Genomic DNA, 18,337 nt, shown 5'->3' on the forward strand with positions numbered 1-18,337 from the left:
TGTTTTATAAGCAAGTCGCGACCTTATGCTGTGTATCACTATAAGGTGTTACACCCATGAAACGTATGTTGATTAATGCAACACATGCCGAAGAAATTCGCGTTGCACTTGTCACTGGTCAGCGTCTTTACGATTTTGATTTAGAAAACCGTACCCGTGAGCAGAAAAAATCGAATATCTACAAAGGTCATGTGACTCGCGTTGAGCCATCACTTGAAGCTGTCTTTGTCGAATATGGTGCACAGCGTCAAGGCTTTTTGTCGATGCGCGAAATCGCCAATTCTTATTATCAAGCTGACCCACGTCAAACTACGAACATTCGTGAATTGATTACAGAGGGTACTGAGCTTTTAGTACAAGTTGAAAAAGAAGAACGTGGCAATAAAGGTGCTGCGCTTTCGACCTTTATTTCATTGGCTGGTCGTTATTTAGTTTTAATGCCAAACAATCCAAAAGGTGGCGGTATTAGCCGTCAAATTTCGGGTGCGGTGCGTGAAGAACTCAAAGAAATGCTGGCAGCACTCAATATTCCTCGTGGTATGAGCGTGATTGTACGTACTGCGGGTATTGGTCGTTCACAAGAAGAATTACAGCTTGATTTACAACACCTGATGGATCTTTGGGCACAAATCCAAAGCACCTCTAGTTCAGGTCCTTCACCTATGTTGGTGCATCAAGAAGCGGGTGTGGTGACACGCGCGATTCGTGACTATTTACGTGATGATGTTGCAGAAATTTTAATTGACTCAGAGCAAGCCTATAACGAAGCGTATAACTTTGTGAAAGCAGTGATGCCACGTCAGTTAGATAAGCTAAAAACATACACGCTCAATGAACCTTTATTTGCGCATTTTGGCGTCGAAAGCCAAATCCAAACCGCTTATGAACGTGAAGTGAAATTGCCTTCTGGCGGTTCAATCGTGATTGACCAAACTGAAGCATTAGTGTCAATTGACATTAACTCAGCAAAATCTACTCGCGGTCATGACGTAGAAAAAACTGCGTTAAATACCAATTTAGAAGCTGCTGAAGAAATCGCACGTCAACTTCGTTTACGTGACATCGGTGGTTTAGTGGTGATCGATTTTATCGACATGACGAAAGACCGTAACCAACGTATGGTTGAAGCCAAATTACGTGAAGCAACGCAAAGCGACCGTGCACGTATTCAATTTGGTCAATTGTCACGTTTTGGTTTAATGGAAATGAGCCGTCAACGCTTACGTCCATCTTTAGAAGAAGCAACAGGTTACGTGTGCCCACGCTGTCATGGTACAGGTATGGTACGTGATCTTCGTTCTTTATCACTTTCGATTATGCGTAAAGTGGAAGAGATCGCGCTACGTGAACGTCATGGTGAAGTTCAAGTTCAAGTGCCTGTAGAGATTGCCGCGTTCTTACTCAACGAAAAACGTCATAGTCTGGTTTATTTAGAACAAACCTCGAATGTTCGTGTAACCGTATTACCGCACCCGCATTTAGAAACTCCACACTACGAAATTTCGTACAACCCTGAAGGCTTTGCGCCAACCAGTTATGAACGCACCGAAGCGACACGTAACAGCGAAAAAGAATTGGGTTATGAATCGTCTGAGTGGCATTTAGAAGAAGCAGAGCATAACCATGCCCCTGCTCAAGCACCACAACAAGAAAAAAACAACAAACGTAACAGTAAACAGCAGCACAACCAAGTTGCTGCACAGCCACAAGTGGCCGCTGCACCTGCTACGCCAGCCGTTGCTGCATCTAGCCCATGTGCATGGTTAGAAAACTTGTTTGTTCAAAAACAAGCCAAAACTGTAGATCAAGCACGTACTGCCAATAACGCTGCCGCTGCAATTGAACAAATGGTCAATGGCGGTGCAGTGAGCCGTGGTCAATTTGGTCAAGTGAATCACACAGCAGTTGCACCAACAGCATCTATTGAAAGCAGTAACGCATACCTTGCGCCTTCAACTGTGGCTAAAACTGAACGTGATGACAAATCTGTAGAACGTGAAGAAAAACCACGTCACAACAGCAACAACAAAAAGCCACGTAACAATAAGCACAAAGAACCGCGTGAACAAGTTGCTGCACAAGAAGCTGTACATCAAGTGCATGAAGAAGTGGTGCAAATCTCACGTCAAGAGCAACGTCAAGAAGCGCGTGAAAACAAACGCAATTCACGTCGTCAGCATCACAATAATGAGCCAACACAAGTACAGCCAGAAGTTCAAGCGTCTGAACCAGCTGTGCAACGTCGTGACCGTCGCAATCAACCGCGTCCTGAACGTCCAGTACGTCAACGTGATCCAAGCGTATTAAACGATACGCCTGCTCCAGCACCAGTAGCTGCGGTTGCAAACAATGACAAGCAACCTAAAGTGGAAGTGGTTGAAGTGCCACGTCAAGACATCACCCCAACTGCTTTGGTGGTGAATATTGATCAAGCGCAGAGTGATATTGTCGCTTTAGCACCTCAAGCTGCTGCAGTAAAATCTGAACGTCAAGAACGCCCGCAACGTGGTCATAAAAACGAAGCGCGTGAACGTCGTAGTGAAAAGGTAGCAGTTCAATCCCCTGTAGAAGTTGCAGTGGTTGAACAAGAAGTGGTGGCTGCGCCTGTAGTAGCTGTGGAAGAAAAACCACAGCAACAACAACCGGTAAAACGTGCCAGCAATGACCCACGTCAACGTCGTCGCGAGCAACGTCAAACTAAAACTCAATCTGCTCAAGCACCTAAACTACGTGCCACTGAAGTACCCACTTTAGCGCAGTACAGCATTGGTAGCTTGATTCGTCAGGTGTACGGCGAAGATTGTTCAGTGCTGATTGAACAATTTGGTTTATTACCAACCTTTAACCGTGCTTTGCAAAAGTTCACTGATGAATACGCAGCTAGCCTTGCCAAAAGTGCAACATCTGTAGAAACGCCAGCAGAGAAAAAGCCTGTTACTCGTGATGTAGAAGTTGCCAAGGCACAACCTGAAGCTGAGCCTGCACCGGTGTTAGCGCTTACGCCACCTAAAGCGGTCGCGCGTGTTGCTAATGATCCGCGTGAGCGTCGCCGTTTAGCCAAACAAGCTGCTGAACAAGCGTTTGAGCAAGCGAAAAAAGCACAGGAAGTTGCACTACAACCTGTTGAAGTCGAAGCTGTCGAAGCACCTACGACACCTGAAACTACTGCGCCTCTAGACGTTGCCATTGATGCGCAAGCACAAGGTGTGGTTGAGCCTGTAGCAGAACCAACACCTGTCATAGATGACAAGGCTACAGCATCAAGTATGCCTGAGTTAGCAGAACCGGTTGCGGTAAAAATGCAGGCTGAAGAAGTCGAAATCACGGCTGTGACCACTGCAGAAACTGAGCAGAATGTTGCCACTGATGAAGCCAGCAGTGAAGATGCAGCCAAAGTTAGCAAAGACAAAAACGCACGTCCACGTCGTCCGCGTGGTCGTCCGCCAAAAAAAGCGACGCCAACTGCTGAATAAAGCATGCTGTAAGCTAAAGTCTTAACTAAACCTAGCCGCTTCGGTGGCTGGGTTTTTTTAATCGTGTTAATGCGTTATTGTTATAAAATTGAATCACCTAACCCCAATCATCCAGCAGATTAGATGACGAATAAATAGGATTCTTATGAGCCAAACATCACAGAGCGATCTTATTGGTATTGCTGAAGTTGCAGCAAAATTACCGAAATTTATGCGCAAAGTGCCACACTTAATTAGTGGTCTCAAACAAGCTTATTTGCGGACGTTTAATACGCCTGCTGGACTTGGTCTGGCCTTTGAAAAAGCAGTGAAACGTAACCCACATGGCTATGCTTTACTCTTCGAAGAGCAAAAATTTACCTATAACCAACTCAATGCATGGGCCAACCAAATTGCCCATTATTATTTGTCATTGGGTGCGCGTAAAGGCGACGTCATTGCAGTGATGCTGGAAAATCGCCCTGAGCTGATTGCCACTGTTTTAGGTCTTGCCAAGCTTGGGGTCACTGCTGCTTTAGTGAATACCTCACAAACAGGTAAAGTTTTAATTCACAGCATTAATTTAGTCAAACCGATTGCACTCATTGTGGGCGAAGAATGTCGTGGCGCAGTAGATGAAATTCGTCAAGCGCTAGAAATTAATGAAGATCGTTTCCATTGGTTTGCTGATCAACCGACGACTTTACAACATGGCACTGCCCCAACAGGTTATTTAAACCTTGCTCAATTGGTGGATAACTTTGCCCGCTTTAACCCACCAACTACAGGCAAAGTACAGGGTAAAGATGGCTTATTCTATATTTATACTTCAGGCACCACAGGCCTACCGAAAGCCGTGGTGTTTAGCAATAGCCGTTGGACGCTGGCTTATGGCACCTATGGCCACGTATTAGCCTTAAATAAAGATGACGTCATGTATGTGACGCTGCCGCTGTATCACGCGACAGGCATCGTGGTGTGTTGGTGTGGCGTGATTGCCAGCAGTGGTGCACTTGCCATCCGTCGTAAATACTCAACTTCTTCTTTCTGGCAAGATGTAAAAAAATTTGATGCTTCTGCCATTGGTTACGTCGGTGAGCTGTGCCGTTATTTAATGGATGCACCTGAATCTGAGCTTGATCACGATCATCGTGTGAAAAAAATGATTGGTAACGGTATGCGTCCTAATATTTGGGACAAATTTAAAGCCCGTTTTGGCGTAGAAGAAGTCTTAGAACTGTATGGTTCAAGTGAAGGCAACGTCGGTTTTAGTAATGTCTTTAACTTTGACAACACGGTTGGCTTCTCACCTACTCCTTATGCTGTGATTGAGTTTGATAAAGACAAAAATGAACCAATTTTGGATGAACATGGCTACTGTAAACGGGTCAAAAAAGGTGAAACAGGGCTACTGATTGGAAAAATCACCCGTCGCTCACCGTTTGATGGCTATACCGATAGTAGCAAAAACCAAGCTGTAATTATGCAAAATGTGTTTAAGCAAGGCGATGCCTTCTTTAATACCGGTGATTTAGTGCGTGACATTGGTTTCCGTCATGCGCAATTTATCGACCGTTTAGGCGACACTTTCCGCTGGAAAGGTGAAAACGTCTCGACCACCCAAGTCGAAAACATTGTCAGTGACTATCCTAAAATCGCCAATGCCGTAGTTTATGGGGTAGAAGTACCGCATACCAATGGTCGTGCCGGCATGGTGGCCATCACTTTAGCCGAAGATGCCACACTCACTGAGCAAGATTTAAGCGCTATGTTGACTCATTTTAAAAATGAGCTGCCTGCTTATGCGGTGCCACTGTTTGTACGTGTACAAGAGCAAGTCGAAACCACCGGTACCTTTAAGTACCTTAAAAACAAATTAAAGACTCAAGGTTTTAATATTCACGAAACCGATGAGCGAATTTTAGTGTTATTGCCAGGTCAAAAAAGCTATTGTGATTTAACGGCAGAAATCTATCACAATATCCAAGCTTACAAATACCGCTTCTAAATCGGTTGTTTTTTGACATAAAAATCGCAATTTGTTGCATTTATAAGCAACCATGCAAAACTTTGTGATTTTTCCCTTGCGCTCCCCTGAAATCTTGCTACAATACGACCCATCAAAACGAGATGGGTCGTTAGCTCAGTTGGTAGAGCAGTAGACTTTTAATCTATTGGTCCCGCGTTCGAGTCGCGGACGACCCACCACTTATTTTGATAAATCTTTGAGATGGGTCGTTAGCTCAGTTGGTAGAGCAGTAGACTTTTAATCTATTGGTCCCGCGTTCGAGTCGCGGACGACCCACCATCTTATCAAAGATTGATGTATTACATTTTGAATGGGTCGTTAGCTCAGTTGGTAGAGCAGTAGACTTTTAATCTATTGGTCCCGCGTTCGAGTCGCGGACGACCCACCATTCAATCCAAATATTCAATATTACATAAAGTAATGTTGGATTTTTTTTTGCCTGTTGGTTTTACTCAATCTTCAACAATTTATATGCCTGAGTTGGGAAACGCTTGGTTTTGGCAAAATAATCACGATTCACTTGGCTGGCATTGGCAATCTTATCTAAGTCCATAACAATATTACCTTCATGGTCAATATTATAAAAAAACTCTACTCCACTTGCACGATGTAAAGTAATTTGATGAGTCTGTGAGTTATAAGACCAAGTGTCTTGACGATATTGATCTTCAGATGCAGATTGAATACTGCCTAAATAGATAATAGTACGGTGTGCGGTGCCATCTTCTAATAAGCTAATCATAAAGTCTGCTGTACCCTCTTTACAGAAAATAAAAGGGTCATCACAGCGCATCACCACCTTATAGCGCCCGACATAAGGACGAGCTTGTTCAGGTACTTTAGCATTACTCACACGATTGTGCCCAGGTAGTACGACTTCACTGGCAATTTGCCGCAGCTTTTGCCCTTCGACTTGTTGAGCTATTTTTTCACGTAAAGCTTCATCCACAATAGGATGATGACTCGCGTATTGACTATCACAGGCAATGAGGGCTGATACTAAAATACTTAGCCCTGCTGTTATAGTTGACTGTTTTAATCGCACTTAAATTTTCCTTATACGATTAAGTTCAATCTTCCTGTACCCAATCTTAGTGATGTTATTGGCAATAATTTATATGTTATGTGATTCATAGCTTAATGCCATTTATTTTATGCAACTATTGTCCTCAACGAGAATGACTGTTTACATAAATTAACTATTTTTTTCACCTAGCAGGCTTTAAAGAAAATTTAATTAACCCCATCTTATAATGAGATGATTTAAGTCGCTGATATTTTTAGGAGAACTCAATGGCCAATGTTGGTTTATATCGCTCACAACGCTCAAACATGATTGCAGGTGTTATGGGTGGTATTGCTGAACGTTTTGGTTGGAATGCGAATTTATTGCGTATTATCTTTGTCTTAGTATCAGTTATGAGTGCTGCCTTTCCTGGTATTTTAGTCTATTTGGTTTTATGGTTGGTGATGCCTAAACAACAGGCAATACCCCATACCCACCTGCGCACTGTCTACGACAGTAAAAAATAATAGCAAGCCAGGCACTACTTTATGTCGTGCTTTGTTGGATATTGTCTTTAAAGTTTTTATCTATAATATAAAAGCCTATAATTGTAGTTTGTAGGCTTTTTATCATTTATTTTATTTTATAAAGAAAATAAAAATTATTTAAAATTATTATATATAACAAATACATAAAAACATTTTATTCTTGCAATCCCCTCTTAAAACTTAAAGTAATTGATTCTTTTTTATGTGATTGATTTATATGTATTTTAGTTTAAAGCATTGTGCTCTTCATTTACAAAAAAATCAAAAAATGTTAATTATGTCGCAAATCTTCTTACGAGATAATAACAATGAATCGGGTATTTAAAAATGTCTTTAACAAAGCAACTGGGGAGTACATTGTTGCATCAGAACATGCACGGGGACACAGCAAAAGTCAAAAATTAATGACCAGTTGTGTAGCAGCAATTACATTACTTATTGGAAGTGTTAGTTTTTCGCATGCCAATGCTATTTTGCAAAATGATGTAGTTAAAATTTCTATTGCAGAAAATGGCACTATTGGGTCAGGACATAAAAATGATTTAGGTATGCTGTATGATCCTAATGAAACTGGTTCATTTAGTAGCTCTAAAGACTACTTAACGCCAGGTACTCCCTGGCAAATGTTTTCTGTTTCGACCAATGAAACAGGTATTCAACGTAATCAAAATGATACTGCCAATGGTCCATATTGGCGCAATGATTTCACCACAACCTCTGTCTTAGATAAGAAGGTTATTGATGATAGTAAAGGCCAACAAAGTGCATCTTGGAGCGGTGAATACAAACTAGGTGATACGGTATATTACACCATTGATCATGAATATAGTGTCGATAATAGCCTGCATGGTATTGCTATTGAAACCAAAATTACTGCTCAACAAGATTTAACAGACGTTAAATTTGCAACAGCTATTGACCCCGATCCAGATGGTTTAACTCCACCTTCTACCCCAGGGCAAAGCTATTATGTTACGCAAAATATTCGTGGGGATGACAGCAAACCAGGCTATGATGCGAACAATTGGGTCTATGCAGTTGGACCTGAAACCAATAATATTTTAGGAATTTATTCAAACTCTGATTATCATCATACTACTTCTGTTCTAAACCCATGGTCTACTAATCCTGACTTATATTTAGAGGGCAAAGATAATGAGGAAATTGGCGACTTTGCTATCGGTATGGGTTTTTATGTTGGTGATTTAAAAGCACAAGAATATGCCGTGATTGATTATGCATATATCTTTGGTTTCCCAAATACACAACCTCCTGTAAATCCACCAGTTAACCCGCCAGTAGAAGCATGGACCAATATTGATTTAGCGCAAAGCTACTATCAAAGCACGAAGCTAAATGGTTCAAGCACTTATATTCCAGATTTAGGGCTAAACGTACGCCCTATTTTTGAAGGTGGTACTTTAAAAATGGATCATGGCAATGAATCACGCTTCTATGCCAGTGATTTCACCATGAATGAATTGGGCGGTAAGATTGATGCTAACGGTACTACCAGCCGCTTTAAAGGTGTGTTTAGTAACACCGAAGGTGTGACTCAAGCGGGTGATTTCCATATTGTCGATCGCAGCAATCAAAATGGTACGGTCATTTTTGAAGGGAAAAACACCTATAACGGTAAGACCATTATCGAAAATGCAACCTTAGCCTTAGCTCAAGGCGGTGATCTACAACATAGTTCAGGCGTACATTTGACCCATAAAGATGCTGTGTTTGATGTGAGTAAAGTCACTGCCAACCTAACACAAATTCAAGATTTAAGTAGTACTGCGGGAACTGTATATACAGGTAATACAGTACTCACTGCAGGTACAGGCAACGATACCACTTTCGCAGGTCAATTTACTGGTCAAGGCGGTTATAACAAAGTTGGTACAGGTACTCAGCACATTACTGGTCAAAGTAAAGACTTTGCAGGTATCACCCATGTAGCTCAAGGTACTCTACGTGTTGATGGTCTCCTCAATAACCAAGCTTTAAATGTATTAGATGGCGCAACTTTAAGTGGTCAAGGTTTTGTCGGTGGTTTAGTTACAGGTCAAGCCGGTTCATTTATTGATCCAAATGGCCGTGATTTTGGTCGTTTAACCTTAATGGATGATTATATTGGTCAAGCCAATTCTAATATCCTGATTCAAACCGTATTAGGTGATGACAACAGTAAAAGCGACGTATTGGCCATTCAAGGCAATACGCAGGGCACTGCTTTGGTTCATGTGGAAAATGTAGGTGGACAAGGTGCTTATACGCAACAAGGCATTAAAGTGATTGATGTCGATGGCGAATCTAATGCCCAATTTGTGCTAGCCAATGGCCCAATTAAAGTCAATGCTTTTGAATATAACTTGCTACAAAATAGCCCTGCCAATCCAAATGATGGCGATTGGTATTTATATAGTACTTATCGTGCTGGGATTGGTAATTATATTTCAACCTTATCTTCAAATATTGAAACTGGTTTAACCACCATTGGTACTTTGTATCAGCGTATTGGTAGCCCATATGAGCCAGATGCGAACTACAAAACCACATGGGGTCGTTTACTGGGTAACAGCGTTGATAAAAACGGTAACAAGCAGTTTGACTATGATCAATACAGCATGGGTTATCAATTAGGTGGTGAGTATTTAGCGATTGATAAAGCCAACAGTAAACATCGCTTTGGTTTAATGAATCATCTTGTACATGCCAATGCCAAAACCTATGACAATGAGCGTTTAAGCTTAGGTTTGGGTCATCAAAATAGTTCTATTGACACCGATAGTTTTGGTTTTGGTGCTTACTACACGGCGACCTTTAATAACAACATGTATTTAGATTTAGTTACTCAGATGAATTACATCGAAAACTCAATTGAAGTACAAGAAGAACCTGATTTCACTTGGGAAGCATGGCAAACTGCGACGTCACTGGAGTTAGGTCGTGCCTTTAACTTAAGCGAACAAACCAAAATTGAGCCACAAGCGCAGTTGTCGTATATCTACACCACTTATCGCGATACCCAAGATGCGTATTCTCAAGTGATTGCAGATAGTACCAGCAGTGTATTAGCGCGTGTAGGTGCACAAGTGAATCATGGCTTTAACTATAAACAACGCCCAGTGAGCGTGTATGGTTTACTGAACTATCGCCATGAATTTGCGCCTGATCATAAGCTTAGTTTAGTGTCATTAACGGATGGAAGCGAAATTCGCTTAACTGAAAGTTATGAAGAAAGTTCAATTGAAGCAGGTTTAGGTATTCAAGCTCAACTGGCCAATTTGTACTATGTCTATAGCGATGTACGCCATTTGGCAGACGTCAATGGTGACAGTAGTCGTACCCAAGTCAATTTAGGCATGAAGGGTCGTTTCTAAGCCTTTGCCCATAAAAAATGCTGCTTGATGCAGCATTTTTTATTTGTATAAGTTTTAGTTTTTTAACCATGCGATTTGCTGTGGCACTACATCAAGCTGAATGCGCTGCACAATTTGTGCTGTGTTTAAATCAATCTGCAGAATTTGCTTGGTATTGGCATCATTAATAAAAACATGATCCTGCGTACCATGCATGGCCAATTGTGCTTGAGATAACGTCGTTTCTTGATTTAAAAGCGGTAAATAGTGCAGCACTTGCCATGTGCTGCTGTCTAAAATAGATAGCCCACCTTGATCATCCAAAATCACAAAGTACTTGCCGCTCGTGCTAAAACTTGGCTTTAAGCGTTTTAAATTTTGATCATTCCACGCCACTATATCCGCCTGTTGGTTAACTGGATCAACAATAAACAGCTCTTGTTGTGTGGAGGCTAATGCCACTAAATCACTGACTTTTTCATGCCCAAGTAAGGTTCCGATGCGTGCTGGCGTCGCAATTTTAGTATCAATAAAGCGTTGCCCTTGTTGCTCGACTAACAGCACCCCATCTTGGCAGCCAAAGCCAATAAAGTTTTGATTAGATGCCGCACCATGTAAACCTGAACAGGCATGCGTCATGGTTTGTTCTTCATGGTAATGATCGCCATGTTGCGCATAGCTTTTCACTGTGCTGACTTGGGTTTCAGTTTCAGCTAAATAACTACTTAAAACCATATTGCCGCGTGGTTCTGCTACACCATGATGCTTATAGGGTAACCGCTGTGAAGCCACTAAACCTTGAGCAACATCTTGGTCAGTAAAGACATCAAATTTAGAACTTTGAGTGTCGTTGCCATCATAAAACACTGCCGCTTGTCCATTGATTTGACGGTAATGCGTTGGCGCTGCACCATATAAACGGTAATCTAAAATTTTGGGCTGCGAACCTGCAGCAACAAAGCTTACCTCGCCTGCCACTCGATCCATAAGTACGGCATAACCGTAGCTTGGGCTGCTATAAGTGGCGAGTGGTAATTGTTTTAATGGGGTATTGAATACGGTTTTATTTTGGCTTAAATCATAGAGCGACAATGCGACACGCTCATTGTCCTGACTCACGATTGCCAAGTGCCCTAAGCTTAAATCTGGCTGCGGCTGTAGCTCATCTTTTACTTGTTGTTGTGAAGAGCTTCCGCCCCCACACGCTGTTAATAAACCAGCTATAACCATGCACCCCAACAGATGTAAATGTTGCATATTTCCCTCAAAATTGGTTTCTTGTATAATTTTGAAATGTTATAACATAACATTAGATAATTACCAATCTTGATTTTTCATTCATACAGCAACTTACCCATTCAAGCGATACAACGGCTTTTCAGTGGAAACCTTTGCCACTCCCTAGCAAAATCCTTATACTTAAGGGCAATTTTTCTCTAATTTTAAGTGGATGACCATGAGTCGCGCCATATCGCATATTGATACCTTCCAAGGCTTAATTCTTGCCTTACAAAACTACTGGGCCGAGCAAGGCTGCGTTGTATTACAACCTTATGACATGGAAATGGGCGCAGGGACATTCCACACTGCAACATTCCTACGTGCTTTAGGGCCTGAAACATGGAACGCGGCTTACGTTCAGCCTTCACGTCGTCCGAAAGATGGTCGTTATGGCGAAAACCCAAACCGTTTGCAACACTACTACCAATTCCAAGTGGTACTTAAGCCAAACCCAGACAACATCCAACAGCTTTATTTAGATTCTTTAAAAGCAATTGGTATTGATCCTTTAGTTCACGACATTCGTTTTGTTGAAGACAACTGGGAATCTCCAACACTTGGCGCTTGGGGCTTAGGTTGGGAAGTTTGGCTAAACGGCATGGAAGTAACGCAGTTCACTTACTTCCAACAAGTTGGTGGTGTTGAGTGTTACCCAGTAACAGGCGAAATCACATACGGTCTTGAACGTCTTGCAATGTACTTGCAAGGTGTAGACTCAGTGTACGATTTGGTTTGGACCAAAGGTCAGTTCGGTACTGTGACTTATGGCGATGTATTCCATCAAAATGAAGTTGAACAATCGACCTATAACTTTGAATATGCGCCAGTCGATAAGATGTTCGAACTATTCGACTTCTATGAAGCTGAAGCAACGCGTTTAATCGAAGCTGAACTTCCACTTCCTGCATATGAACAAGTGATTAAAGCATCACATAGCTTTAACTTACTTGATGCGCGTGGCGCGATTTCAGTGACTGAACGTCAGCGTTATATCTTACGTGTACGTACTTTGGCACGTTCGATTGCAACCAGTTATGTGGCAGCGCGTGCGAAGCTTGGTTTCCCAATGGCTGAACCTGCACTTCGTGACGAAGTTTTGGCGCAATTAAAAGCACAAGTTGAAGCAGAAGCAAAAGTTGAATCTAAGGAGAGCAAATAATGTCTAAACATACCGTTTTGTTCGAATTAGGCTGTGAAGAACTTCCACCAAAAAGCTTAAAAAAATTACGTGATGCACTGCAAGCTGAAACTGTAAAAGGCTTAAAAGATGCAGGTCTTGCATTCGATTCTATCGAAGCCTATGCAGCACCACGTCGTCTTGCACTTAAAATCGTCAATGTAGATGGCGCGCAAGCTGACACACAAAAACGTTTTGACGGCCCTGCTAAACAAGCAGCCTTTGATGCTGAAGGCAACCCGACTAAAGCTTTAGAAGGCTTTATGCGTGGTCAAGGCATCACGGTTGATCAAGTATCAACGTTCCAAGCGGGTAAAGTTGAAAAAGTTTGCTACTTAAAAGATGTCAAAGGTCAAAGCCTAGACGTGCTTTTACCGCAAATTTTACAAGCAGCTTTAGACAACCTTCCAATCGCGAAACGCATGCGTTCAGCAGCAAGCCGTACTGAATTCGTACGTCCTGTAAAATGGGTGGTATTGCTTAAAGACAACGATGTGATTGATGCTACGATTCAAGATCACAAAGCAGGTAACGTCACTTTCGGTCATCGTTTCCATGCACCTGAAGCAATTACTTTAACGCATGCTGACGAATACTTAAGCAAGCTTAAAGCAGCTTACGTTGTGGCGTCTTTTGAAGAGCGTCAAGCGATTATCGACGGTCAAGTCAAAGCATTGGCTGATGAAGTGAATGCGATTGCGATTGTGCCTGCGGATCTTCGTGATGAAGTAACAGCATTGGTTGAATGGCCTGTTGCGCTTCGTGCGAGCTTCGAAGAACGCTTCCTTGCGGTTCCTCAAGAAGCATTGATTACCACAATGCAGGACAACCAAAAGTACTTCTGCTTAGTGAACAGCGACAATAAACTTCAACCGTACTTCATTACTGTGTCAAACATTGAGTCGAAAGACCCGACACAAATTATTGAAGGTAACGAGAAAGTGGTTCGTCCACGTTTGTCGGATGCTGAATTCTTCTTCTTACAAGACCAAAAACAACCGCTTGCTTCTCGTAAAGAGAAACTTGCAAACATGGTCTTCCAAGCAGAATTAGGTACGCTTTGGAACAAGTCTGAACGTATTGCAAAACTCGCTGTAGCTTTGGCTCCTATTACAGGCGCTAACGCTTCCGACGCTGAAAAAGCTGCCCTGCTTGCAAAATGTGACTTAACGTCTGAGCTTGTAGGTGAGTTCCCAGAACTTCAAGGCATCGCGGGTACTTACTACGCACGTCTTGAAGGCGAAAATGATGAAGTTGCTGAGTCTTTAGGTGAGCAATACTTACCTAAATTCGCAGGTGACGTTCTACCAAAAACTAAAACAGGTACAACGATTGCCCTTGCAGACCGTTTAGATACTTTGACGGGTATTTTCGGTATTGGTCAAGCACCGACAGGTTCTAAAGACCCGTTTGCACTGCGTCGTTCTGCTATTGGTATTTTACGTCTAGTAACTGAAAACGAGCTTGATGTATCGATTGAAGACCTGATCAAACTTGCTCTTGCTGCATATGGCGATGTATTGAAAGATCACGACAAGACTTTGGCAGATGCAGTTGCATTCCTTGAAGGTCGTTACCGTGCGAAATACGAAGACCAAGGCGTTGCTGTTGATGTGATTCAAGCAGTTCAAGCGTTATCACCAAAATCTCCTCTTGATTTTGACAAGCGTGTAAATGCGGTAAATCACTTCCGTACATTGCCTGAAGCGGCTGCACTTGCTGCTGCGAATAAGCGTGTTGCAAACATTCTTGCGAAAGAAGCTGCACCGACAGGTTCTGTAATTGAAGCCAACTTGGTTGAAGATGCTGAAAAAGCATTGTTCGCTGAACTTGCGAAAATTACGCCTGTGGTTGAGCCGTTATTTGCTGCCAAAGACTACACTGCTGCGTTGTCTGCTCTTGCTGCACTTCGTGCGCCTGTAGATGCATTCTTTGACGGTGTAATGGTAATGGCTGATGATGCTGCACTTAAATCGAACCGTTTATTGATGCTTGCTCAACTTCGTGACTTGTTTACGAAAGTGGCTGATATTTCAGTGTTACAGCACTAAGTATTTAGCATTAAAAAACCCGCTTTAGAGCGGGTTTTTTATCAATTTGAATTGACCTTTATAAGATTATATGCACTCCTCAAATGAGGCGTTAAAGATTCTTTAAATTTGATCATATGATCTATATGCCACTTACTAATATTCTCCCAATTATTTTTATCATAGGCGTCTGTATTACAAGAGTATTGAATACGGCAAGATTTTTTTCCTATCAACTCTAGCCATTCAAGAGGACAACCAAATTTATTTTCTATCTCAGCATTCTTATTGCGTAAATAATTAAATACTTTCACATTCTTCTTTTCATCCGAGGGCAATATGGTCATTTCTACTCGAATTTCCTTTTTACCAAATATAAAGCTATAAGGCATACCAGAGAAACCTGAACCAGCACTAATCCACTGCTCATTTGTCGCACTTACATTATCAAAAATATTTAAATTGGAATTCTTTAATTTTTTAAGCAAATACTGCCAATATTCTTTTCTTATGACCTGAGCATGAGTTTTCTCAGTCTCACTGATTTTCTCCTCAATGCCTTTTTTTGCTAACCCGATCATAAACTCTTGACTATCAGCAGGTGGTAAGATTTTATCAACTGTTAAGAATTTATCTTTTTCATGAATATAAGGTGTGACTCTAAAACACTGACAATCCAAACCATATTGGCTTAAAAGCCATAGCATTGTATTAGTCACCTCTTTTCTATAATTAGCTGCCACTAAGATAATACGTTGAGTGCCTACACCATTTAATTGGATCTCGCTAATTTCTTCATCTAAAAACTTAGATATAATTTGTTCAGCACTTCTATTTTGATTTTTAACTTCATTAATACAGTTTTTATCAAGATAATTTTGGAATACTTTTACAATATCTTTGGTATCTAAATTAGAGCAATAGCCTGCATATTTTAGTGCTTGCCAAACAGCATCTTTCCCTGAGTCATCCAATTTATTTTCAATAATGACAAGGTTTTTATTTTTATCTAAAGCCAATAGATCTAGCCGTTCATTAGTATCATCAAATCCAGCAAATTCTTTTTGAATAATTAATAGCTCCTCACCAAAGATATTAGGATTATCAGCAATCCATTCTTGTAAATGTTTACGCTCTTGTACTTTAATTTCAGTAAAAGTCGTTTTTTCAACTTGCTGTATTTTGTTACTTTCCATATTGATCTTATACATATTCACTACACTAATAAAATGCTTATTCAAAATTTTCTTTAGATGAGACTACCAATCAAGGAATATGAAATCTATACTCAACCCAATAATTAACCAACAAGAACCGAGCTATGAAATTTAAAACGCTACTACTTACAGGTCTTACTTGTCTTTCAATTACTGCATGTACCTCTGCACCCAAAATTCCACAGCTACAAGCAGGCGTATTACAAGAAGTGACCGACCTCGAAGTCTATCCTGACACACAAAACAATAAAGCTAAACTTACCAAACTCAATAACAACTGCGTGATTGAATTTACTGGCTTTATGCAAGGCGGCAAAGTCGTAGAACAATGGACATTCTCGGGCAATAGCTTAATTTCAGGTGGTTCTGCAGTCTTTGCCAAAGATGGTACAAGTACTGCCACTAAATTTGATCTTTACGATCAAGACAAACAAGCTAACTTTATGGCGCTCAAAAACCATTTCCATAAAGATGCATTAAATCAATGCCAATAAAATAGTCGTTTTATCCCTAAGTTTCGGCTTAGGGATAAAAGTGATATAAATCACATAAAATAATAATATTAAAATTTGTATCACATATTGGTTAAAAACTTTACAATTCTCGTGATTTTAAAAGCTCTTCGTTTATCAATGACTATGATATTTAAACTACGCTTTACAACTCACATCCTTATCAGCCTGCTACCCCTGACACTGGCTACAGCAAGCTTTGCTTCTAGCCATATGGCATATCAGCAACCGAGCTATGGCGATAATCCCAATTTAATGCGTGTGCTGCTGTATAAAACTAAGCAAAAGCTCATTGCGCCTAGACAAGCCGCAGATCAACCAATTCTCGTTGAACAGGTCAATCTATCTGAAGATGTGCCTATTATCACTGAACAATCTGCAGTATTAGAGCAGCATATTGTTAGCTTGCCACTGACCCCACAAACGGATTATTCAACTCGCACGGTTGTTGAGCCTCAAACTCAAACTCAAACTCAAACTCAAACTCAAACTCAAACTCAAACTCAAACTCAAACTCAAACTCAAACTCAAACTAAGGTAATCAGCTTAGCGCCACTCTCGACAAATAATATTATTCATATTCCACAATTAGTCGATTTATCTAGCTTAAGTGGCAGAGAACCACGCATTATTATTGAGCAAATTCCAACTGAAATTGAAGATGACTATTTTTCTAATCAGCAGCATTAAAAAAGCCGTGCTGAGCACGGCGCAAATTAATTGACTTGGCGAATCGGCTGACCTGCCTGAAAAGCAGCAAAGTTTTCGCGCATTTGCTCGACAATACGTTGCCGAGCATCGACACTGCCCCATGCACTATGTGGAGTAATCAGTAAATTAGGAATGCTATCATCAAGTAATAGATGACCGTGCATAGGCGGCTCTACTGTTAAAACGTCTGTTGCTGCACCGGCAATTTCACCACTCACGAGCGCTTGTTTTAAGGCCGCTTCATTGACAATGCCACCACGGGCACAGTTAATTAAAAACGCAGAAGATTTCATTGCTTGTAGTTCTGCACTCGAGATCAAATCACGCGTGTCATCGGTTAATGGGCAATGCAGCGTTAAAAAGTCTACCTGTGGCAGCAACTCTACCAAGGCAACCCGATCCGCTTGCAAAGGACGATTCGGTAATTGCGCCACCCTCACTTGCATACCAAACGCTTCAGCCAGTTTTGCCACCGCTTGACCCAGCTCGCCAAAGCCCACAATCCCCAAGGTTTTGCCGGCAAGCTCAACAATAGGAAAATCCAGTAAACAAAATTGCTTGGCTTGCTGCCACTTGCCTGCCCGTACCGCGCGATCATACTGCACAAAAGACGTGGCTAAATTCAGCATCAGCATTAAGGTATGCTGTGCCACGGCAGCCGTACCATAAGCTTGGCAATTACACACTACTATGCCCTGCGCTTTGGCTTGGGCTAAATCAATATTATTGGTGCCTGTGGCAGAAATTAAAATCAGTTTCAGCTTAGGACACTGCTTTAAAATAGGAGCATCTAGTTTAACTTTGTTGCTAATCACCACATCAGCGTTTTGAATGCGTGCTAAGACTTGCTCAGGTTCGGTTGCGGCAAATAATTCTAAGTGGCTAAAGTCTTGAGCTAAACCTGTTAAATCTAAATCGTTTTGATCTAAAGATTGATAATCTAAAAATACCGCCTGCATCGGGCTATCCTTGGCAATCACAAAGCTTTATTAAAGCCAATTTAGTGCTGCATATTCAAGCA

General features: G+C 41.4%; 12 protein-coding genes and 3 tRNA genes. 11 read left to right on the forward strand and 4 right to left on the reverse strand.

Annotated elements, in window-relative coordinates; translation table 11 throughout:
• Positions 1-56 precede the first annotated feature (56 nt).
• From CYK47_RS02995 to CYK47_RS03015, 5 genes are all read left to right on the forward strand, one after another.
• Positions 57-3,473, forward strand: coding sequence for an Rne/Rng family ribonuclease (locus CYK47_RS02995; RefSeq protein WP_122898797.1), 3,417 nt, complete (start codon positions 57-59; stop codon positions 3,471-3,473).
• A 145-nt stretch (positions 3,474-3,618) separates the two neighbouring features.
• Positions 3,619-5,460 carry a long-chain-acyl-CoA synthetase gene (locus CYK47_RS03000; RefSeq protein ID WP_122898799.1) on the forward strand — a complete coding sequence of 614 codons (1,842 nt, stop codon included), beginning with the start codon at positions 3,619-3,621 and terminating at the stop codon, positions 5,458-5,460.
• 124 nt (positions 5,461-5,584) lie between these two features.
• Positions 5,585-5,660, forward strand: a tRNA-Lys gene (locus tag CYK47_RS03005).
• A gap of 24 nt (positions 5,661-5,684) precedes the next feature.
• Positions 5,685-5,760: transfer RNA gene (locus CYK47_RS03010), tRNA-Lys, on the forward strand.
• 33 nt (positions 5,761-5,793) lie between these two features.
• Positions 5,794-5,869: transfer RNA gene (locus CYK47_RS03015), tRNA-Lys, on the forward strand.
• Between the two features lie 60 nt (positions 5,870-5,929).
• Here CYK47_RS03015 and CYK47_RS03020 read toward each other — a convergent pair.
• Positions 5,930-6,526, reverse strand: a complete 597-nt coding sequence (locus CYK47_RS03020; RefSeq protein WP_122898801.1) for a hypothetical protein — start codon at positions 6,524-6,526, stop codon at positions 5,930-5,932.
• A gap of 248 nt (positions 6,527-6,774) precedes the next feature.
• On the opposite strand from CYK47_RS03020, the gene CYK47_RS03025 reads away from it, so the two are divergent.
• Complete coding sequence (locus CYK47_RS03025; protein WP_122898802.1) at positions 6,775-7,014, forward strand: PspC domain-containing protein; 240 nt, start codon at positions 6,775-6,777, stop codon at positions 7,012-7,014.
• A gap of 329 nt (positions 7,015-7,343) precedes the next feature.
• Positions 7,344-10,409 carry an autotransporter outer membrane beta-barrel domain-containing protein gene (locus tag CYK47_RS03030; protein WP_122898804.1) on the forward strand — a complete coding sequence of 1,022 codons (3,066 nt, stop codon included), beginning with the start codon at positions 7,344-7,346 and terminating at the stop codon, positions 10,407-10,409.
• Positions 10,410-10,463: 54 nt separating this feature from the next.
• Here the strand turns inward: CYK47_RS03030 and CYK47_RS03035 are convergent, their stop codons facing one another.
• On the reverse strand, positions 10,464-11,645 hold the full coding sequence (locus tag CYK47_RS03035) for a hypothetical protein (RefSeq protein ID WP_122898806.1): 1,182 nt from the start codon (positions 11,643-11,645) through the stop codon (positions 10,464-10,466).
• Between the two features lie 199 nt (positions 11,646-11,844).
• Between CYK47_RS03035 and glyQ the strand changes: the two genes are divergently transcribed.
• Both glyQ and glyS read left to right on the forward strand, forming a co-directional pair.
• Positions 11,845-12,828: a glycine--tRNA ligase subunit alpha gene (glyQ, locus tag CYK47_RS03040; RefSeq protein ID WP_122899009.1), complete on the forward strand. Its 984-nt coding sequence runs from the start codon at positions 11,845-11,847 to the stop codon at positions 12,826-12,828.
• Complete coding sequence (gene glyS, locus CYK47_RS03045) at positions 12,828-14,897, forward strand: glycine--tRNA ligase subunit beta (protein ID WP_122898808.1); 2,070 nt, start codon at positions 12,828-12,830, stop codon at positions 14,895-14,897. The genes glyQ and glyS overlap by 1 nt, the downstream gene beginning before the upstream one ends.
• 41 nt (positions 14,898-14,938) lie before the next feature.
• On the opposite strand, the gene CYK47_RS03050 is transcribed toward glyS, so the two are convergent.
• The gene (locus CYK47_RS03050) at positions 14,939-16,072 is read right to left on the reverse strand and encodes a DUF4268 domain-containing protein (protein ID WP_252150241.1); all 1,134 of its coding nucleotides are present in this window, start codon (positions 16,070-16,072) and stop codon (positions 14,939-14,941) included.
• A gap of 125 nt (positions 16,073-16,197) precedes the next feature.
• On the opposite strand from CYK47_RS03050, the gene CYK47_RS03055 reads away from it, so the two are divergent.
• Positions 16,198-16,587, forward strand: a complete 390-nt coding sequence (locus tag CYK47_RS03055; protein WP_122898812.1) for a hypothetical protein — start codon at positions 16,198-16,200, stop codon at positions 16,585-16,587.
• Between the two features lie 231 nt (positions 16,588-16,818).
• Positions 16,819-17,295, forward strand: a complete 477-nt coding sequence (locus CYK47_RS03060) for a hypothetical protein (RefSeq protein ID WP_122898813.1) — start codon at positions 16,819-16,821, stop codon at positions 17,293-17,295.
• A 26-nt stretch (positions 17,296-17,321) separates the two neighbouring features.
• Here CYK47_RS03060 and CYK47_RS03065 read toward each other — a convergent pair whose 3' ends face one another.
• Positions 17,322-18,275 (reverse strand): 2-hydroxyacid dehydrogenase, encoded by a 954-nt coding sequence (locus CYK47_RS03065; RefSeq protein ID WP_122898815.1) that lies wholly within the window; start codon positions 18,273-18,275, stop codon positions 17,322-17,324.
• Positions 18,276-18,337: the final 62 nt, after the last annotated feature.

The sequence above is a fragment of the Acinetobacter sp. B51(2017) genome, assembly GCF_003711395.1.
Taxonomy (GTDB): domain Bacteria; phylum Pseudomonadota; class Gammaproteobacteria; order Pseudomonadales; family Moraxellaceae; genus Acinetobacter.